Annotated in this window: 18 protein-coding genes; 11 read left to right on the top strand and 7 right to left on the bottom strand. The window is 56.6% G+C overall.

Annotated features, from left to right (window positions below; all coding sequences use genetic code 11):
- Nucleotides 1–41 precede the first annotated feature (41 nt).
- Nucleotides 42–854: a pyrroline-5-carboxylate reductase gene (gene proC / locus QMZ65_RS09895; protein WP_034830503.1), complete on the bottom strand. Its 813-nt coding sequence runs from the start codon at nucleotides 852–854 to the stop codon at nucleotides 42–44.
- Between the two features lie 141 nt (nucleotides 855–995).
- Here proC and QMZ65_RS09890 point away from each other — a divergent pair, with 141 nt between their 5' ends.
- Nucleotides 996–1,439, top strand: a complete 444-nt coding sequence (locus QMZ65_RS09890) for a YaiI/YqxD family protein (RefSeq protein ID WP_034830508.1) — start codon at nucleotides 996–998, stop codon at nucleotides 1,437–1,439.
- On the opposite strand, the gene QMZ65_RS09885 is transcribed toward QMZ65_RS09890, so the two are convergent.
- Nucleotides 1,440–2,144 carry a DUF2076 domain-containing protein gene (locus tag QMZ65_RS09885; RefSeq protein ID WP_058961466.1) on the bottom strand — a complete coding sequence of 235 codons (705 nt, stop codon included), beginning with the start codon at nucleotides 2,142–2,144 and terminating at the stop codon, nucleotides 1,440–1,442. It abuts the gene before it with no gap.
- Between the two features lie 286 nt (nucleotides 2,145–2,430).
- Between QMZ65_RS09885 and aroL the strand changes: the two genes are divergently transcribed.
- The 7 genes from aroL (at nucleotide 2,431) to ppnP (ending at nucleotide 8,048) form a co-directional block, all read left to right on the top strand.
- Nucleotides 2,431–2,955: a shikimate kinase AroL gene (gene aroL / locus QMZ65_RS09880; RefSeq protein ID WP_034830512.1), complete on the top strand. Its 525-nt coding sequence runs from the start codon at nucleotides 2,431–2,433 to the stop codon at nucleotides 2,953–2,955.
- Nucleotides 2,956–3,066: 111 nt separating this feature from the next.
- Complete coding sequence (locus tag QMZ65_RS09875) at nucleotides 3,067–3,258, top strand: YaiA family protein (protein ID WP_034830514.1); 192 nt, start codon at nucleotides 3,067–3,069, stop codon at nucleotides 3,256–3,258.
- Nucleotides 3,259–3,548: 290 nt separating this feature from the next.
- A complete protein-coding gene (locus QMZ65_RS09870; protein WP_034830515.1) occupies nucleotides 3,549–4,301 on the top strand; it encodes an IclR family transcriptional regulator in 753 nt (250 codons plus the stop codon).
- Between the two features lie 170 nt (nucleotides 4,302–4,471).
- Nucleotides 4,472–6,031 carry an OPT/YSL family transporter gene (locus QMZ65_RS09865; RefSeq protein ID WP_058961463.1) on the top strand — a complete coding sequence of 520 codons (1,560 nt, stop codon included), beginning with the start codon at nucleotides 4,472–4,474 and terminating at the stop codon, nucleotides 6,029–6,031.
- Nucleotides 6,032–6,046: 15 nt separating this feature from the next.
- Complete coding sequence (locus QMZ65_RS09860) at nucleotides 6,047–6,979, top strand: DUF1177 domain-containing protein (protein WP_283215917.1); 933 nt, start codon at nucleotides 6,047–6,049, stop codon at nucleotides 6,977–6,979.
- A gap of 2 nt (nucleotides 6,980–6,981) precedes the next feature.
- Nucleotides 6,982–7,659 (top strand): AroM family protein, encoded by a 678-nt coding sequence (locus QMZ65_RS09855; RefSeq protein WP_160834046.1) that lies wholly within the window; start codon nucleotides 6,982–6,984, stop codon nucleotides 7,657–7,659.
- A gap of 104 nt (nucleotides 7,660–7,763) precedes the next feature.
- Complete coding sequence (gene ppnP / locus QMZ65_RS09850; RefSeq protein WP_034830521.1) at nucleotides 7,764–8,048, top strand: pyrimidine/purine nucleoside phosphorylase; 285 nt, start codon at nucleotides 7,764–7,766, stop codon at nucleotides 8,046–8,048.
- A gap of 105 nt (nucleotides 8,049–8,153) precedes the next feature.
- Here the strand turns inward: ppnP and rdgC are convergent, their stop codons facing one another.
- Nucleotides 8,154–9,065, bottom strand: coding sequence for a recombination-associated protein RdgC (gene rdgC, locus QMZ65_RS09845; RefSeq protein WP_034830523.1), 912 nt, complete (start codon nucleotides 9,063–9,065; stop codon nucleotides 8,154–8,156).
- Nucleotides 9,066–9,210: 145 nt separating this feature from the next.
- Here rdgC and mak point away from each other — a divergent pair, with 145 nt between their 5' ends.
- Nucleotides 9,211–10,122, top strand: a complete 912-nt coding sequence (gene mak / locus QMZ65_RS09840) for a fructokinase (RefSeq protein WP_058961461.1) — start codon at nucleotides 9,211–9,213, stop codon at nucleotides 10,120–10,122.
- 65 nt (nucleotides 10,123–10,187) lie between these two features.
- On the opposite strand, the gene eat is transcribed toward mak, so the two are convergent.
- Nucleotides 10,188–11,552 (bottom strand): ethanolamine permease, encoded by a 1,365-nt coding sequence (gene eat, locus QMZ65_RS09835; RefSeq protein ID WP_034830527.1) that lies wholly within the window; start codon nucleotides 11,550–11,552, stop codon nucleotides 10,188–10,190.
- Nucleotides 11,553–11,822: 270 nt separating this feature from the next.
- Between eat and QMZ65_RS09830 the strand changes: the two genes are divergently transcribed.
- A complete protein-coding gene (locus QMZ65_RS09830; RefSeq protein ID WP_283215916.1) occupies nucleotides 11,823–12,827 on the top strand; it encodes a phosphotransferase enzyme family protein in 1,005 nt (334 codons plus the stop codon).
- Nucleotides 12,828–13,179: 352 nt separating this feature from the next.
- Nucleotides 13,180–14,241 carry an AraC-like transcriptional regulator QhpR gene (gene qhpR, locus QMZ65_RS09825; protein WP_283215915.1) on the top strand — a complete coding sequence of 354 codons (1,062 nt, stop codon included), beginning with the start codon at nucleotides 13,180–13,182 and terminating at the stop codon, nucleotides 14,239–14,241.
- On the opposite strand, the gene QMZ65_RS09820 is transcribed toward qhpR, so the two are convergent.
- The 3 genes from QMZ65_RS09820 to sbcD all read right to left on the bottom strand — a co-directional run bounded on the left by QMZ65_RS09820 (nucleotide 14,201) and on the right by sbcD (nucleotide 19,698).
- Nucleotides 14,201–14,620: a cell envelope integrity TolA C-terminal domain-containing protein gene (locus QMZ65_RS09820; RefSeq protein ID WP_160834007.1), complete on the bottom strand. Its 420-nt coding sequence runs from the start codon at nucleotides 14,618–14,620 to the stop codon at nucleotides 14,201–14,203. The two genes, qhpR and QMZ65_RS09820, sit on opposite strands and share 41 nt — an antisense overlap.
- A gap of 192 nt (nucleotides 14,621–14,812) precedes the next feature.
- Nucleotides 14,813–18,490 carry an SbcC/MukB-like Walker B domain-containing protein gene (locus QMZ65_RS09815; protein ID WP_283215914.1) on the bottom strand — a complete coding sequence of 1,226 codons (3,678 nt, stop codon included), beginning with the start codon at nucleotides 18,488–18,490 and terminating at the stop codon, nucleotides 14,813–14,815.
- Complete coding sequence (gene sbcD, locus QMZ65_RS09810; protein WP_283215913.1) at nucleotides 18,487–19,698, bottom strand: exonuclease subunit SbcD; 1,212 nt, start codon at nucleotides 19,696–19,698, stop codon at nucleotides 18,487–18,489. Before sbcD ends, QMZ65_RS09815 begins: the two co-directional genes overlap by 4 nt.
- Nucleotides 19,699–19,719 lie beyond the last annotated feature (21 nt).

The following is a 19,719-nucleotide window of genomic DNA, read 5'->3' as shown; positions in this document are numbered from 1 at the left end:
TTCAGGTGCGCAGGCATGCGCACCTGATTAAACCGGGTAGGTTACTGCTTACTTAATGCTTCGGACTTGGCCATGCACTGCTGCATCGCGTTGATCACCGCCGCGCGGAAGCCTTTCTCTTCCAGCACTTTCACCGCTTCGATGGTGGTACCGCCGGGTGAGCACACCATATCTTTCAATTCGCCAGGATGTTTGCCGGTTTCCAGCACCATCTGCGCGGAACCTTTCACCGCCTGTGCCGCGAACTGATAGGCCTGCGCACGCGGCATGCCGCCGAGCACGGCAGCATCTGCCATTGCTTCGATAAACATAAATACGTAGGCCGGAGCCGAACCACTCACACCGACCACGGCATGAATCAGATATTCATTCACCACCGCCGCTTTGCCGAAGCTCTCGAAGATGCCAACCACTTCGTCGACTTCATGCGGTTCCACCAGTACGTTAGGGGTAATCGAAGTCATGCCTTCGTTCACCAGCGACGGCGTATTCGGCATCACGCGGATGATTTTGCGGTCGTGCCCCAGCACGGCAGCCAGTGAATCGAGGGTGACGCCTGCGGCGATCGACACCACCAGCGAATCCTTCTTCAATTGACCCGCGAGATCTTTCAGCACTTTGAGAATCACATTCGGTTTCACGGCACCAAACAGGATATCGACTTCACGTGCCAGACTCTCTGGGCTTTCAGCCGCTGTCACGCCATATTGCTCTGCCATCGCCTGATTGGTGGCCGGTTTGCGGTCGCAAACCCAGATGTTAGCCGGGGCAATCAGCCCGCTGTTGACCAGTCCGCTGATAATGGCCTTCGCCATATTGCCGCAGCCGATAAACCCGATTTTCTTCTCCAGCATCGCTCTATCCTTTAAGTGTTCATTTTCTCGTGCGAGTTAGCTTACGACAGCTGTGCTGAATAACAAGCCGCGTAAAAATATTTGCCATTCTGCCGCAAGCGGGCAAGATCGCTTGCAATTCTGTAGGAAAAAGGAAAACACATGTCGATTTGGGTTGATGCCGATGCCTGCCCCAATGTCATCAAAGAAGTGCTGTACCGAGCCGCCGAACGCGCCAAAATCACCGTGACTTTCGTGGCGAATCAGCCGCTGCGCGTACCGCCATCACCGTGGCTGAAAACGCTGCAGGTCGCGGCGGGATTTGATGTGGCTGATAACGAGATTGTGAAGCGTGTGCAGCCGGGCGAGCTGGTGATCACCGGGGATATTCCCTTAGCGGCAGAAGTGCTGGAGAAGGGCGCTGCGGCGTTGAATCCGCGCGGCGAGCGCTACTCACCGGATACCATTCGTCAGCGTCTGACCATGCGTGATTTTATGGAAACAATGCGAGCGAGTGGCGTGCAAAGTGGCGGCCCGTCGGCGCTAAACCAACGTGACCGCCAGCTGTTTGCTAACGAATTGGATAAGTGGTTACGCCAGCGTTAATCAGACGAAGCTGTCATCGTCGTCGTAGTCGCCGCCACCAAAGTCACTGAAGTCGTTGTTATCCGCAAAGCTGTTGTTATCCCAGCTGGCGTTGTCGTTCAGGAAGGCATTGTTGCTGTCATTACCGTTAAAGGTATCGAGGCTGTTATCCACCTGCGGCAGCGCCGGTTCGTTGATGATATTCACAATCTCTTCCGGCTGAGAATGATGGAACATGCTGGTGAGCATATCGGCCATCACCACGCCCCCGGCCACACCTACAGCTGTCTGTAATGCACCACCGAGGAAACCCGTGCCGCGCGCAGGCGGAGCCGCATATTGCTGTTGGGGCTGCGCGTATTGCTGCTGAGGCTGCTGCGGCGCGCTGCCCCACACTGGCTGTTGCTGCTGCGGTGCAGACTGGCGAGAACCGCCGCCAAACAGACTCGACAGGAAACCACCGCTGCTTTGCTGCGGTGCTTGCTGTTGTTGTTGCTGAGCCTGTGCCAGGCGATTCTCCAGGTCGGCCACCTGAGCGTTGAGTTTTTTCAGCGCTGCTTCCTGAATCAGGATTGCCTGTGACATGTAATAAGGCGCACCAGGCTGGCTCTGCAAGTGCTGTTTAATCAGCTGTTCGGCACCGGCATCACGCGGTCCGCTCTGGGTTTCAGCCTGTTTCAGTCGGCTAAAGAGATTATCAATTAACTGTTGTTCTTCATTCTGCATGGTGTGAACCTCCAATGATTCGTACCTTCTTATATGTGGTCAACGTGACAGAAAGTAAATCAATGGCCTGGTAAGGAAATGTTGCCCGTGCTTACAAATAGGTTGATGCACGAAATACGCATCATTTTATCTTTATTAATCATGTTGATAGTGAATTCATGGCCGTAAATACGCGTAAATCGTGCTTCGCGGGTGGCTGATAAAATAAAATCCAGGTATCATGCGACGCAATATTGACCTGATGACCTTGCCCGTGCGGCATAAATACGGCGGAGGATGAGCCCGGATGTCATTACCCATCTATCTGATCGGCGCACGCGGTTGCGGTAAAACCACTATCGGCCAGGCCCTTTCTCAGGCGCTTGGTTATGCCTTTAGCGATACCGATCATAACCTGCAGCTCACGACGCAGCGCACCGTGGCGGAAATCGTCGCGGCTGAAGGCTGGGACAGCTTCCGTGCGCGCGAAACTGAATCGCTGCGGGCGGTCACAGCGCCGGCAACGGTGATTGCCACCGGCGGCGGGATGGTGTTGGCTGAGGTGAATCGCCGCTTTATGCGCGAACATGGGCAGGTGATTTGGTTAAATGCCCCGTCAACGGTACTGGCTGATCGTCTTGAACGTCAGCCCGAAGCCGCACAGCGCCCGACGCTAACCGGTCGTCCGATTGCCGAGGAGATGAGCGATATTCTGCGCGAGCGCGCGCATCTTTACCGCCAGACCGCGCACCATGAAGTGAATGCCATGCAGGCGCCAGAACAGGTTGTTGATCAAATTCTGCAATCCCTCTCGCTCGCCCGCGCCAGCTAACCCCTTCAGATTTATCCCTCTTTTTTCTCGCGATCCTCCATTGTCTATACTTTATTAGAGACAGGGGGATCGCCGCTGTCTGTGTGGAAACCAGACATAAGAGGGAAATCTATGCCAACCAAACCACCGTACCCGCGAGAAGCGCGCATCGTTGCCGTTGAGAAAGGCGCGGCAGGCAATACTGTGACGTGGTATGAGTTACGCGCTGACCATCCGAAGCCCGATTCACTGATCAGTGAGCACAAAACTGAAGCCGAAGCGCAGGATGCCAAAGCGCGTTATGAAGACGCGGATAAAGAGTAAATCTCGCGGGCAGGGACGCCTGTTAATCAGTGATTACTTTCCGTGGCAAAACAGTTATTTTCAACTGCCTTAAAATGACTAATATGCCCGCCAGAACCGCCATCCTTTTCTGCTGTTATTCCTGCTTGCCTGATGACGTCACTTTATTTTCAGTTTGCGCCGTATTTTATGCTGCGTTAAATCGACGCAAATATAGCCGGTTCAAAATTTGCGCTTGACCCGATCAGCAGAGCGAATTACTTTCACTGTATTGATATAGGAACTCAGTTCCACATAGTGAAACCGACGCCATGACCACACTCGAAAACGCCGCTGCCGTACTTAAGCTTTTCCAGCGCTTTGGCGTGACGCAGGGCCATCCGGGCCTGACCTTCACCGAGGTGGTTGACGCGTTGGGATTGCCGAAAAGCACCGTTTCTCGCCTGCTGGCGACCATGGAAAGTGAAGGATTGCTTGAGCGTGATCCCGATAGTCGCTGTTTCCAGATTGGTCGTGTGTTGCTTTCAGTTGCGGGGCACTACTTATCAACGCCGTTGGTTGATAGTGCTTCTGCGCCGATGGCGCAGTTGGCGGCCAGCAGTGGTTGTATGGGGTACATCTCCGTGCTGGATGGGCAAGACGTTCTGGTGATGCGCATGTATCACGGCCGTTTTTTCACCCAACTCGTCACGCCGCCAGGTACGCGTGTTTCCCTTTCCGGTACCTCTACCGGGCGCGTGCTGCTGGCACAATTGAGTGATGACGAAGTGCGTGCGCGTTTTGCCGATGACTGGCAAGCCGCATCCGCAAACTCGCCTCTGAACATTGATGCACTCTGTAAAGAATTAGCGGTGATTCGCCAGCAGGGCTGGGCACTGGCACGCAATGAGACGTTGCCGGGCATCAGCTCACTGGCGGTGGCGGTCACCAATAAACATCGCGGCGAAAGTGCCGCACTGTGTCTCTCGTTTCTCTCGCAAGAAGCGGCCCCGGGTTATCCGGACGCGCTGCTCAGCGAACTGCGCGCAACGGCTGCATTGATGGCCGAGAAATACGGCGCATAACCTTATTTTCGATTTAAAGGCGTTTATTCGCGCCACACCAGGGAAATAGCAGGTCTTCGGACCTGCCTATTTCAAAAATCAGGGAACGATTTATTAAAAGCGTTGATGTCCCGCGTGTCGGGCATAAAACGTATTACGCGTTTTCTACAGGGTGAAAATACGGGGATAATATGCGTCAACATAATCCAATAAAAAGTATCGGCGTGGGCTTAATGCTGGTTCTGCTGTCTGTAGCAGGTGCCATCATCGGGGTTCAGCTGATTACCACCATTGGGGTGACACCCAATACCTCTATTATCGGTGCGCTGTTTGCCATGTTGCTGGCGCGCATTCCTCTGCAATGGTTCCGTCGTTATCGCTCCATCGAAGTACAGAACCTTGCGCAAACCGCCATCTCTTCTGCCACCTTTGGTGCGGCGAACAGTCTGCTGATGCCGATTGCCGTGCCGTGGGCGCTGGGTGAACCGCAGCTGGTACTGCCGCTGTTTGTCGGTGTCAGTGCGGCGATGCTGCTGGATGCCTATCTGCTATACCGCCTGTTCGATACCCGCGTGTTCCCGGCCAGCAATGCGTGGCCACCGGGCGTGGCAGCCGCGGAAGCGATCAAAGCCGGCGATAAAGGCGGCCGTCAGGCGTGGTTGCTGGTGGTGGGTATTGTCGGCGGCATTGCCGGTTCGATGTTGAAAATCCCCATGTCAGCCTTCGGTACTGCTTTTATTGGCAATATCTGGGCGCTGAGCATGTTGGGTATTGGTTTTCTGTTGCGTGCATATGCGCAACCGGTTGCTGGTATCGATATCAATGCGTTGTATATCCCACACGGCATGATGGTCGGCGCTGGATTGGTGGCGCTGATTCAGGTCGTGCAGGTGATTGTCAGCCGTCGCAACGATCAGCTGAATGTCAGCCGCAGCGACAGCGAAGTGAAGCGTTCTCTCGGCTTCGGCACCGTTGGCTACATCATCATCTCCACGCTGCTGGCACTGGCGGGCGGTTTGTGGAGCCAGATGGGCTTGCCGATGCTGGTGCTGTTTATCGTGTATGCCGCGTTTGCTGCCTTCGTGCATGAATTGATTGTCGGCATCGCCGCGATGCACTCAGGCTGGTTCCCGGCCTTTGCCGTAGCGCTGATAACCCTGATCCTCGGTATTTTGCTCGGCTTCCCGCCGCTGGCGCTCTGCCTGTTGTGTGGCTTCACCGCCGCAACAGGACCGGCCTTTGCCGATATGGGCTACGACCTGAAAGCCGGCTTTATCCTGCGCGGTAACGGTGCCGATCTACAGCAAGAGCTGTGGGGCCGCCGTATCCAGTTAATCGCCGCGATGATCGCCTTTGTGATCTGTATTCCAGTGGTGTGGTACGCACACAACCTGTTCTTCGCCGAAAACCTGCTGCCACCAGTGGCACGCGTTTACGCCAAAACCATTCAGGCCGGTGCCGAGCCAGGCATTGCCGGAAGCTTGCTGATGTGGGCGATTCCGGGTGCGATTATTCAGTTTATCGGTGGGCCGAAGCGTCAGTTAGGCGTATTGCTGGCGACCGGTTTGTTAATCAACAACGCCGCAGCAGGTTGGGCGGTGATGGTGGGGATCGCACTGCGTATCCTGATCATTCGAGTGTGGGGCGAGCGTGGACGTTCACCGATGGAGGTGATGGCCGCAGGGTTTATTGCGGGCGACGCGCTGTACAGCTTCTTCCATTCTCTTTTTGCCAGTAGCACCAAGAAATAACCCAGGGAATTCAATATGAGTTTACAGCAGACACTGCAGGTTTTTGAGTTACTCGATAGCGCCTACGTGGATGGCCAGCAGGTGGTGGATCTTTTTGCCGGCTACCCAGGCGTGACCGCCAGCTTCAAGCGCGTCACCGGCCCGAAAGGGCGTACTGATTTCGTGCGCATTGATATTCCTGGTGCGCAGGGCAAGAGCAAAGGCGGCACCGCACCCACGCTGGGCATTGTCGGTCGTTTAGGCGGCATCGGTGCGCGTCCAACGCGTATCGGTATGGTGTCGGATGCGGATGGTGCAGTAGCGGCGGTGAGCAGTGCGCTGAAGCTGGCACAGATGCAGACCAAAGGCGATGTGCTGGCGGGTGACGTGATTATCACTACTCACATCTGCCCGGATGCGCCAACCCGTCCGCATGAGCCGGTGGATTTCATGGATTCGCCTTGCGATGACATCACCATGAATGACAACGAAGTGATCGACGGTGTTGACGCGATTCTTTCCATCGATACCACCAAGGGTAATCGCATTCTCAATCACAAAGGCTACGCGCTGTCGCCAACGGTGAAAGAGGGTTACATCCTGCGCGTTTCAGAAGATCTGTTGCGCATCATGGAGATGACCAGCGGCCAGCCAGCGGTGACCTTCCCGATTACCACGCAGGACATCACGCCATATGGCAACGGTGTGTATCATCTTAACAGCATCCTGCAGCCGTCAACCGCCACCGATGTGCCAGTGGTTGGTGTAGCGATTTGCGCGGAATCGGTCGTGCCAGGTTGCGGCACCGGTGCCAGCCATGAAGTGGATATCGCGGCGACCGTGAAGTTTGCGGTGGAAGTGGCGAAAGAGTTTGGCCGTGAAACCTGTCAGTTCTATGACAAACAAGAGTACGCATTACTACACTCTTTGTATGGTAGTCTCAGTCACCTGCGTACGCGGAAAGCTTAATGATGAAACAGTCCCTGGTTACCTTAACGATTGGTCAATCCCCGCGTAGCGATATTCTGCCGCTGCTGCAGGATCACTTACCGGAAGAGCAAGTCGCTCACGCCGGATTACTCGACGGCCTGACACTCGCTGAGGTGGAGCAGTTCTTCTCGCCTGAAGCGGGTGAGAAAGTGCTGGTTTCGCGTATGACCACCGGCGAGCAGGTGCGCCTGTCGGGGCCAAAAGTTGAGCAGGGACTGCAACGCAAGATTACGGCGCTGGAACAGCAGGGCTACGATACGATTTTGCTGCTGTGCACCGGTGAATTCGGCACGCTGAAAACCGAAAAGGCGCTGTTGCTGGAGCCGGACCGCATTATCCCACCGTTGGTCAAGGCCATCGTGCAGGAACATAAAGTGGGGATTGTCGTGCCGGTAGAAGAGCAGATCGCTGAGCAGGCCAGTAAATGGCGGAATCTGAACAGCGCGCCATGCTTTGCCGTCGCCAGCCCTTATCTGGCACAGCAGAATGATTTGATCGAGGCGGGCCTGTCGCTGCAAGAGCAGGGGGCGGATGTGGTGGTGCTCGACTGTATTGGCTATCACCAGAAGCACCGGGATTTCCTGCAGAAAATGCTGGGCATTCCGGTACTGTTATCCAACGTGCTGGTGGCGAAGTTAGCGGCAGAGTTGATCGTCTGACTGAGGCCGATCACAAGTCGCGATCTGTATTGCTTTTTCGCGTGACAGATCAGCGAGTTCCCTTGTAATCTGCCAGACACCATAATGTGCTGTGAGGAAGTAACATGCTCAACGTAAGTGAGTATTTCGACGGAAAAGTGAAATCCATTGGTTTCGACAGCGTAACCATTGGCCGTGCCAGCGTTGGCGTGATGGCAGAAGGTGAGTACACCTTCGGTACAGGACAGCCGGAAGAGATGACGGTCGTGAGCGGCGCACTGAAAGTGCTGCTGCCAGGTGAAACCGAGTGGAAATGGTACGAAGCCGGTTCGGTTTTCAACGTGCCGGGTCACAGCGAATTCCACTTGCAGGTGGCTGAGCCAACGTCTTATCTGTGCCGCTATCTGTAAACGCTGACTTTCAGCATGAGTCATCATTAAACCGGGAATGCTTTTAGCATTCCCGGTTTCTTTTTGGCTTCAGCGTAGCCAGGTGGGGGGTAAACGATTCAGGCTTCAGCGCTTGGCTTCGCCGCCTAACGCTTCCACCAGATTACTGATCAACGCGGCCAGTTCGCCGGTCATCAGGGTGAAATCGGCATCAAAACGCTGGGCAAAATCATCGCGGTCGATGTCGTCATTCTGCTCACGCAACGTGTCGCTGAACTTCAGACGCTTGATCGAGGCATCGTCGGCAATCACCAGCTGAATACGCTCCTGCCAGTCCAGAGCCAGTTTGGTCACCACTTTGCCAGCTTCGATGTGGGTGGCGATCTCATCGGAGATCAGATCCTGTTTCTTACACCGGATCACGCCGCCGTCTTCCAGAATCGCTTTCAGCTCTGCTTCATCCATCAGCGCGAAACCGGCCGGCAATTCACCAGAACGCACCCATTCGGTCAGCGTCAGCTCAATCGGGGTTTCCAGCGTTAGCGGCACCACCGGCAGCGAACCGATGCTTTTACGCAACAGCGCCAGGGTGTCTTCTGCTTTTTTAGCGCTGGCGCAATCGACAATGATCAGGTTGTTCACGGTGTCGATCCACATAAACGTCTGACTGAAACGGCTAAACGCGCGTGGCAGCAGGCTATGCAGCACTTCATCTTTAAGCGAGTCTTTCTCGGTCTTCTTCAGCTTGCGGCTCTGTTCCGCTTCCAGCTTGTCGATCTTCGCTTCCAGCGCCTGCTTCACCACCGGCGAAGGCAGGATCTTCTGCTCAGTGCGGGCGCAAATCACGATCTGGCCGTTGATTTCATGCGTCAGCGCTTCGCCGCGGTTGCCCATCGGTGACACCCAGCCGGTTTTCGCCATATCCTGGCTGCCGCACGGCGAAAACGTGAAGGCGTCGAGCTGTTTTTCCAGATCGTCTGCGGACAGCGGGATGTCACGATTCAGACGATAAACCATCATATTTTTAAACCACAACATCGGGATTCCTTACCGTGGGTGCGATCGGGCGCACAAGTCTCAAAGTCAGCGCGCATGATAGCGAAACATCGGATTGGTTTCATTGCCTTTCCCGATTCAGCCTTCTACTGTATCTGTCACCTGAACGAATAATGAGGAATAAATCGTGCGTATTGGGATTGATTTAGGCGGTACCAAGATTGAAGTGATTGCGCTCTCCGATCAGGGGCAAGAGCTGTTCCGTCACCGCGTCAATACCCCGCGCGATGACTATGCCGCCACAGTCCAGGCGATTGTGGATTTAGTGCTGCTGGCAGAGGAGAAAACCGGGGAAAAAGGCACGGTGGGCATTGGCATTCCCGGCACGATTTCGCCGTACACCCAGCGGGTAAAAAACGCCAACTCCACCTGGCTGAATGGACAGCCGCTGGACAAGGATTTGGCGCAGGCGCTGAATCGTGACGTGCGCATCGCCAATGACGCGAATTGTTTAGCGGTTTCCGAAGCGGTGGATGGTGCAGGCGCGGGTCAGCCGTTGGTGTTCGCGGTGATCATCGGCACCGGTTCGGGCGCGGGCGTGGCGATTGGCGGTGAATCGCGCATTGGCGGCAATGGTAATGCGGGCGAGTGGGGCCACAATCCTTTGCCGTGGATGGATGAAGATGAACTTCGCCATCGCGAAGAAGTACCTTGCTATTGCGGTTTGCAGGGCTGTATTGAAACCTTTGTATCGGGTACCGGCTTTGCCATCGATTATCAGCGTTTGAGCGGTAAAGCATTGAAGGGCGCAGAGATCATCAAACTGATTGAGCAGCAGGATCCGGTAGCAGAGCTGGCGATGAGCCGTTACGAAATGCGCTTAGCTAAGTCGCTGGCGCAGGTAGTGAATTTGCTCGATCCGGATGTGATCGTGCTGGGCGGCGGGATGAGTAATAACGATCGCCTGTATCAGACAGTGCCAGCCCTGATGAAGCAGTGGGTGTTTGGCCGCGAGTGCGAAACGCCAGTGCTGAAAGCGGTGCACGGCGATTCAAGCGGTGTGCGCGGTGCGGCATGGTTGTGGCCGCTGAAATCCTAGAAAAAAGGTCGCCTCAATAGCGACCTTTGGACAGGGGCGCAGTTTTGCGCCCTCTGGTCCCGCGATTACTCACCCATCAACATCGCATCCTGCGGCGCATTCTGACGCTGAGTTTTGGTCGCGAGGAAGTAAATATATCCCACCACCATAATCCCCACGAACAGGCCGCCAATCACCGGGTTGAACCACAGCATGGCAATCAGACACACCAGTGACAGCACCAGCGCGATACCGGGAATAATCGGATAACCCGGCGCGCGGAAGCTGCGTTCCATGTCGGGTGCGGTGCGGCGCAATTTGAACAGGCTCAGCATACTCATCAGGTACATCACGATGGCGCCAAATACTGCCATGGTGATCATCGCCGCCGTCAGCGTCATGCCCTGCAGGTTGATCAGACCATCACTGTAGATTGCCGCGATACCAATTACGCCACCGGCAATAATGGCGCGATGCGGCGTCTGGAAACGTGACAGTTTCGCCAGACCCTGCGGCAGATAACCGGCGCGCGCCAGGGCAAAGAATTGACGTGAATAGCCGAGGATAATGCCGTGGAAGCTGGCGACCAGTCCGAATAAGCCAATCCACACCAGCATATGCATCCAGTTTGAATGCTCGCCGACGATCATCTTCATCGCCTGCGGCAACGGATCGTTGATGTCAGACAGTTTACGCCAGTCGCCTGCGCCGCCCGCCAGCAGCATCACGCCAATCGCCAGTACCACCAGCGTCAGAATCCCGGTGATGTAAGCTTTGGGAATGGTGCGCTTCGGATCTTTGGCCTCTTCGGCGGCCATGGCGGCGCCTTCAATGGCGAGGAAGAACCAGATGGCAAAAGGAATAGCCGCGAAGATGCCGGAAAGGGCTGGCATACCGAAATGATCGCTTCCCGCCCAACCGTTAGCGGCAAAATTGGCGATACTGAAGCCCGGCGACACTACGCCCATAAACACCAGCAGTTCCAGCACCGCCAGCACCGTCACCACCAGTTCAAACATCGCCGCCAGCTTCACGCCGAGGATATTGAGGGTCATGAAAACCAGATAAGCGCCGACCGCAGCGGTTTTCGGGTTGAGATCCGGGTACTGCACGTTGAGATAAGCACCGATCGCCATGGCAATCGCCGGTGGGGCGAACACAAACTCAATCAGCGTCGCCAGACCGGCAATCAAACCACCGGTTTCACCAAAGGCGCGGCGACTGTAAGCAAACGGGCCACCGGCGTGTGGAATGGCGGTGGTCAGCTCGGTAAAGCTAAAAATAAAGCAGGTGTACATGGTGGCGATCAGTGCGGTAGTGATCAGGAACCCCAACGTGCCCGCTACGCCCCAGCCATAACTCCAGCCAAAATACTCCCCGGAAATTACCAGTCCAACCGCGATACCCCACAAATGCAGAGTGCCCAGCGTGGGTTTGAGCTTACTCGTCATAATCGTCTCCCCGTCGTGATTGTTGTGCGGCGGCTGCACCGCGCTGTTTTGTTCTATGCACTACAGTGAAGTGATAATGCCGCCGCCTGCAGCGGGAAAACTTGACGCAGGCGCAGTGAGTTTTGTCCTCCACGGTCAACTCTGAGGCAAGAAAAGTGCCAGATGTACGCTGCGGTCAACTTTGGGTTATCTGCGGTCAAGCAGTCAGAACGCTGTCATCCCATGCTGATAACACTTGCTTCCTTTAAGATTGATGCTGGAGACAGATGAATGAGCGCCAAACAATCCGATACCCTTACTGATGCGGAAACCACCGTACTGGCACAGCAGGCGCTGGCCTGTTATCCCGCGCCCTTGCAGGGCGAGCTGAAGCTACTTTGTCGCTCGGAGAACGCCACCTTCCTGTTGCTGGCGGGCGGTAAGCGTTATGCGTTGCGCCTGCATCGACCTGACTATCACAGCAAAGCGGATATCCAGAGCGAGCTGCTGTGGCTCGACGCGCTGCGTGAGATTGGCATTATGGTGCCGCAGGCGATCCCGGCCAGTGATGGCGAAACGGTGCTGACAATAGGCATGCCCGATGGCGGCGTGCGACACGCAGTACTGTTCCACTGGATCGAGGGCGAGATGCCCACCACCGAGGTCGATCCCAAAGCGTTCCAGCAGCTCGGGCACATCACTGCGCGCCTGCATCAGCACAGTCGCAGCTGGCAAAAACCGGCTGGCTTCCAGCGTATCATTTGGGATCATCACACCATGGTCAGCGATCACAGCCACTGGGGCCGCTGGCAGGATGCGCCCAATCTCAATCCTGCCGATCATGGCATTGTCGCTGAAGCGGTAGCGCGGGTCGGGCAAGCGTTGCAGGGCTTTGGTAAAGGACAGGATCGTTATGGCTTGATCCACGCTGATCTGCGCCTCACCAATTTGCTGCTGCACAAAGGTGAAACCCGGGTGATCGATTTTGATGACTGCGGCATGGGCTGGTATCTGCACGATCTGGCGGCGGCGATCAGTTTTGTTGAGCATCATCCGCGTGCCGCCGAATGGGTGGATAACTGGATCCAGGGCTACGAGCGTGTGGCGCACATCACTGATGAGGAGATGGCGCTGGTGCCGACGCTGTTGATTCAACGTCGTATCCAGATGACCGCATGGATGGGCACCCATGCAGACACCGAGATGGCGCTGAGCCTGGGGCCGCGTTGGGCCGATCACTCGGTGCGTCTATGCCGTCGCTATCTGGAAACCAATCAGCTGCCGGTTGGCGTTTGAGTTGCACCAGTAGCGGGCAGCAGTGCGTCGTAGCGGCGCAATTTATTGCGATCTCTGGGGGTGACTTTCACGCCGTTGCGCCATCAATCGCTCCTTGATGTTGTGTGCTGAGCGTGAGCGGGGCGCAACGGAATGCCTCCGTATCCTTGAGCTGCGCTTAGCCAGATGCGCATCACTGCACAGGCTTCGGCATGACACCGGACCTTTAGCAAGGTGCGCATCAACGCGCACGCTGATAAAGGATACCGAATCTAGTCGGGTCATCATTGATGGCGGCCTCTTCAAGCGTCATGGTACGAATCTTGCTGGATCCCACCATTAGTTTCACTCGCGCGATCCCTGTGAGGTTCCGATGCAATCACTGATGACTCCTTCTGAAGCGTACAGCTCGTTCTCGGCACAAGCCAACAACCGTGGCGTGCTGGCAGCAGCTGCAACCGGCTTAAGCACCTTTATCACCGACAAAGGCGGCGATGTTGATCGTATTTTTGGTATCAGCGGCATTGATTCCGAACTGCTGGCCAGCCCGACGCTCAGCCTTGGTCTGGTCAACTATTGCCGAGTGATGGAAGAAGCGGCGCGCCACTCTGGTTTTGATAACTTCGGTTTGCATTACGGCAAGCAGTTCAAACCGCAGTCATTAGGGCTGATTGGCTATATCGGCTTATGCTCACCGACGCTGGAGCAGGCGCTGCACAACGTGGTGAATGCTTTCCCCTGGCATCAGCACGATACGCTGACGCGCCTGGTCGATAAAGGCGACTGCTGGCGGCTGGATTATCAGGTGCGACACGGGGCGATCCTCTCACGTCGGCAGGATGCGGAATTGACGCTCGGCATGTTCCTCAATCTGATCCGTCACGTGGCCGGCAAAAACTGGGCGCCGCGCGAGGTGCATTTTGAGCATCCCCGGCCGGAGCAGTGGCACGAGCACTGCAAAGTGTTTGATGCGCCAGTGTGGTTCGATCAACCGTTCAACTCACTGCTGATCCCCAAACGCGATCTGCTGCGCACCATGCCAGAGCAGGATCCGATGTTGTTAATGGTGATGCAAGATGCCATCCGTCGTCTGAATAGCAGCGCTTCACTGCAAAGCGTGGTGGAGCAGGCGCGTTCGCAGGTCAACTTATCGTTGATGCAGGGCGAACCGGTGCTGGAAGAGATCGCGGATAAAATGGGGCTGTCGAGCTGGTCGTTGCAACGGCGGCTGCGCGAAGAGGGCATCAGCTTCACCGCGCTGGTGGATAAAGTGCGTTGCGAAATGGCCACGCATTATCTTCAACAGAAGCAGCTACCCATCTCGGAGATGGCGCTGCTGCTGGGCTATTCCGAAGTCAGTGCGTTTTCACGCGCTTTCCGGCGCTGGTTTGGCATCAGCCCGCGCCAGTGGCGACAGGATGGGCTGGCGAGTTAGCCTGATGCGGCGCAAAGCCGAACCACGCGGGTTGGGTGCGATCCGGTGGCGGCGGTAATCCTTTCGACTGACCAATCAACTGCCAGGCGCGCAGGCACAGGGTTTCATCACCTTGCGTCTGCGTGACTGCATAGCGCCCGCTGTTTTGCCACTCCAGTCGCACCATACATTGCTGTCCCGCGTAATGTGCCGCATCGGAAAATTGCCGGTTGAGCTGTCGCTGCATCTCATCAGTCCATTTGCAGGATGCGCTGCCCGGTTCGCTCTGTGGCTGGCACAGGTTGGTCATACTTTCCATGGGATGCGATGGGGCATGCTGGCAGGCGCTGAGTAGGGTACTCAACAACAATGTGCCAGCAATACGGCGAAATACGTTCATCAATTTGCCCGGATTTGCAAAACATGGTGGCCAGTTTACCGAGCAGTAGGGGGATTGCTATGGCATTTCTCTGACTCTGATTAGATCCAGAATTTTTCGCTCAATGGCTCGCACGACGCACAGCTGAATATCAGGTGCGGCCAGACAGCCGCACCCTGTGAAAAGAGGCTCATTTGATGGCGGGACGGACGTTTATTCCCCCGGCAACTCCAGCTTGCTGTAACCCAGTCCATTCATCTTCCGCACCCTGATCTGCACCGGAATCCGCTCTTTCATCGCTTCAACGTGGCTGATCACGCCGATGGTTTTACCGCTGGCGTTCAATGCGTCGAGGGCATCCAGCGCGGTGTCGAGTGTTTCGGCGTCCAGCGTGCCGAAGCCTTCATCCAGGAACAGTGATTCAATGCGCGTTTTGTGGCTGACCAAATCAGACAGCGCCAGCGCCAGTGCCAGACTCACCAGGAAGCTTTCGCCGCCGGACAGCGTGCGGGTGTCGCGCGTGGCGTCGGCCTGCCAGGTATCGACCACTTCCAGCTCCAGCTCATCCGTCACGCGGCGCTGCAGTAAATAGCGTCCGTGTAAGCGATCCAGCTGACGGTTCGCCAGCCATACCAGATGATCGAGCGTTAATCCCTGGGCGAAGCGGCGGAATTTATCGCCTTTGGCTGAACCGATTAAATCATTCAGGCGACCCAGTTGCGTCAACTCCACCTCGTCATTGGCAATCTGCGTCAGTAATGATTGCTGCTGCTGACGCTGTTGGGCATCACTGTGCAACTGCTGCTGCGCTTCACCCTGCTGACGGGCATTGTCGCGCAGGGCCAGACGCAGGGATTCCAGCTGTTCAGCAATACCCGCCGCCACTTCGTCACTTAGCGTGGCAGGGCGCTGTTGCTGATGGGCAGTGACGCGCTGCGCCAGCTGTTGGTGCAGGGTAATCTGCTGCTGACGCTGTTGCTCCAGGGCTTGCAGATGCTGGCGCAGATGCTGAATGTCCTGTTCGTCCAGCAACGCGCTGCGCAATGCCTGCTCGTCGGCGAAGGCGCTCTGCTGGAGTGCGCTGTTAAACGCCGTTTCTGCCGCCTGCATACGCAGATGCATGGCCTGAATTTGGCTATCAATTTGCTCACACTGACCATTCAGGCTGTGCAGCTGGCTTTGTGCCTGCTGCCACAGTTGTAACTGCTGCGCCAGCGCCTGTTCGCACTGTTGCAGCAAGGCCTGCTGCTGCTGACGCGCAACGCTCACCTGACGATCGCCAAACAGTTGCTGACGCTGCTGCTGCTGTTCTGCGTGCTGCTGTTGCAGGCTGCTGAGCGCGTGCTGCAATGTCTCCAGCTGCTGCTGCTCGCGCGTCAGGTTGCTTTGCAGGTTGTTCTGCTCGCTGTCGGCTTTAGCCAGTTGCGGCTGTAACTCAGCCAGCAAGCGCTCACTCTGCTGCCAGGCTTGCCAGCGCTGCTGCAACGTAGCCAGCCAACTGGCACGGGCATCGCGTTCGGGCAGCGCAAACTGATGTGCCGTAAGCTGCTGTTCCAGTTGCTGCGCTAACTGCTGCCAGGCGCTATGTTCCTGAGTTTCCCGCTGATTAAGTTCATCCAGCGCTTGCTGCAGGTTGTTAAGTTGCTGTTGTGCCAGCAGTTGTGCGCTATGCTGCTGCTGCCACTGTTGTTGCTGTACCAGATGCGCGTCTTTGGCCTGTTGTAACGCTCGCGCCGCATTTTCGCGCTGCTGCAGTTGCTGCTGCTGCGTGGCTTCCTGCGCATCCTGCTGCTGTTGCCACGCCGTAAAGACTTCCTGCTGATCTAACGTGCAGGTAAGTGCCAGCTCACCGCTGAAAGCTTGCCACTGCTCGCGCGCCACCGCGAGTTGCTGTTCGAATTCGGCAATCTCCTGTTGCAGCACCTGCTGCTGCTGCAGCGACAGCTTGTGCTGTTCACTTTTCGCCGTGCCTGATTCTTTGAGCTTGTTAACCCGCGCTTCCTGTGCCGCCAGCCGCTGCTGGTTTTCACCCGGTTGTAATTGCTGATACTGCGCAATAGCCGGATGCTGGCACGAACCGCACAGCGGGCAGGGCTGATCGGGCTGCAGCCGGGCGCGTTCATCAGCCAACTGTGCAATGGTGCGCTCCAGCTCGCAGATTTTGCGCAGATCGAGCAGCGTCTGGTTCTCACGTTTGTAATCGTCGCGCAGTGCCTGCAAAGCGCGTTCGTCTTGCTGATGCTGTTGCTGTAACAGCGTGAGTTTTTGTTGCCGCTGTTGCAACTGCGGCTGCAACGATTGCCAGCGCGCCGCCAGTAAGCTGAGCTGGTGGCGTGCCGCGCGCTGCTGTTGATGCTGTGTCAGCGCGTCACGCAGTGAGGTGCTGCTGATTTCAGTCTCAAGTGAAGTGAGTACCTGCTCCGCTTGCTGACGTTGCTGGCTGGCCTGCGTCTCAGCCTGCTGCAGAGGTTGTAACCTGCGATTACCTTCGGCAATCACCTGCTGCTGCTGGGTCAGCTGCGCGTTTTGCTGCTGCTGTTGCGCACGAAGTTGTGTCAGCGCCTGCTCGCGTTCATCGAAACGGGCGATATCAGCTTGCCAGCGCGTCAGTTCTGGCCCCCAGTCTGCTACCGCCGCTTCACGGCTGCGAAATGTCTGCTGTTCTGCCAGCTGCTGTTGTAAGCGCTCACGTGTTAGCAGATGCTGACTGAGCGCGATCTGGCTTTGCTGCACTGTCTGTGACTGTTGCGCATGCAGGCGCTGCTGCTCCGCCAACTGCTGTGCTCGGCTGGCGAGCTGTTGGTCGAGCGGAATCACCTGTTCGGTAAGCAAGGTTTCCAGCTGCTGCTGATCGGCGAGTGCTTGCTCACGCTCCTGTTGTGCCGCCTGATAACTTTTTTCACCCTGCTGCAGCGCGGTTTGCGCATTTTGCTGCTGCGTGTGGAGCTGCTGCGCCTGCTGGGTTGCGAGCTGGTAATCTTGTTGCAACTGCTCACGCTGCTGAAGTTTTTCTCGCAGCTTTTCAGCCGGTTCCGCGCGTGCCAGGCGTTGGCGATCGCTTTCCGCCCGCTGCCATGCCTGTTCGGCATCCAGGTTCGCCTGTTCGACTTGCTGCTGCTCCTGCGCCAGCTGTTGCGAGTGCGTCAGCCACTGTTGTTGCTGTTGCGCTTGCTCAAGCTGCTCGCTCAGCGTTTTTTCCTGCGCCGTTAAGGCTTCAACCTGCTGCATCAGCTCTGTGCGACGCGTCTCATCCAGCAGCATCATGCCGCCAGCGCGGGCGCGCAGTGTCTCCAGATCGCTGCGTGCGGTGCGCCAGCGCTCGTAAATCTGCATCGAGATTTGGCCGTAAATTTCGGTGCCGGTGAGTTCTTCCAGCAGTTCGGCGCGTTCGCCCGGCTTGGCGTTGAGGAAGGCAGCGAACTGGCCTTGCGACAGCATCATTGAACGGGTGAAACGGTCAAAATCGAGGCCAGAAAGGGTTTCGATGAGCTTGAGTTTGTCACCCACCTTATCGGCCACAATCTGGTTATCCGCCACGCGCGCCAGCTCGACACGCGGTGCCTGCAATTTGCCATCCGCCTGGCCGCGTGCGCGGTTCTGGCTCCAAAAGGCGCGCCAGGCTTCGCCTTTGATCTCAAATTCCACTTCTGCCAGACATTCGGCGGTGTCACGGGTGATCAGTTCGTTTTGCGTCTGGGATAGCACGCCAAGGCGCGGCGTCTGGTGATAAAGCGCCAGGCAAATGGCATCCAGCAAGGTGGTTTTCCCCGCGCCGGTCGCGCCGGTTATGGCAAATAATCCGTTGCTGGCAAAGGGTTCACGGCGGAAATCGATAAACCATTCACCGCGCAGCGCATTGAGGTTTTTAAAGCGTAACGTCAGGATTTTCATGCGGACGGGTTCTCCAGCGCGGCGAGGGTGGTGCGGAACAGTTGGGTGAGTTGCTCGGCTTGTTCGGCATCTAACTGATCTTCCTGCGCCAGACGGCGGGCGAACACTTCTTCGACTTTCAATTCGCTTAGCGTTTCATTATCCATGCGTGCCAGGCTGCGCTGACGCTGTTCGCGGCTGCGGCGCACCAGCAGCACGTCCACCGGCAGGGCTTCGGTCAGTTGCTCAACGCGGCGCTGCAAATCGCTGAGATATTCTTGCGTATTGATTTCAATATCAAGCCAGACGGGCTGCTCGCGATCTCCCTCGCTAAATTCGCCCAGCTGTTGTTCGATCTCCGCCATTGAGCCTTTCAACATCTGCATCGGCTGGAACTGCGGGATCGGGAGGGGAGTGACGCTATCCAGCTGAGCGCTGAACTCCAGCAGGAACACGCTTTTCTCGCGACCTAATTCATCAAAGCTGAGCGGAATCGGTGAACCGCTGTAGCGAATATGATCGCTATCAGCAATGCGCTGGGCACGGTGAATATGGCCCAGGGCAATGTAATCCGCGGCGGGAAACGCCTGCGCCGGGAAGGCATCCAGCGTGCCGATATAGATATCGCGCACCGAGTCGCTTTTGGTCACGCCAACGGTGGTGAGATGACCGGTGGCAATGATGGGAAGTGCGCGATCTGCCCGCTCGGCCAGCGCTGCGGCATAACACTGTTGATAATGCTGCTCAATCGCTTCCAGCAGTGAGATCTGCTTCTCGCGCCCGGATTGTCCCGCCTGGCTGCGCAAAATATCGCGCGGACGTAAATAGGGAATCGCGCACAGCAGTGCGCCCGGCGTGCCATCGCGTTGATGCAGCGTCAGCACCTGCTGTTCGCCCTGTGGTGTGGCGCTGGTGATCACTCGCGTATTTAAACAGGCGAGTAACTCGCGTGATTCATTCAGGGTAGCGACAGAATCATGGTTGCCCGCCAGCACAATCAATTCACAGTGCGTTGGCTGTAGCGCCACCACGAAGCGGTTAAACATTTCACGCGCATAGCTCGGTGGCGAACCGGTATCAAACAGGTCTCCCGCGATGATTAAGGCATCCACCTGATGCTGCGTAATCTGTGCCAGCAGCCAGTCGAGGAAGGCTTGATGCTCGGCCGCCCGGCTTTTGCTGTAAAAGAACTGACCAAGATGCCAATCCGCGGTGTGAATGATGCGCATGAATACTCCCTGCTTCGTTAA

This window comes from Pantoea sp. EABMAA-21, assembly GCF_030053335.1.
Lineage (GTDB): Bacteria > Pseudomonadota > Gammaproteobacteria > Enterobacterales > Enterobacteriaceae > Pantoea > Pantoea communis.
The sequence above is the reverse complement of the archived record's forward strand: the minus strand, read 5'-3'. Positions and strand labels throughout refer to the sequence as shown.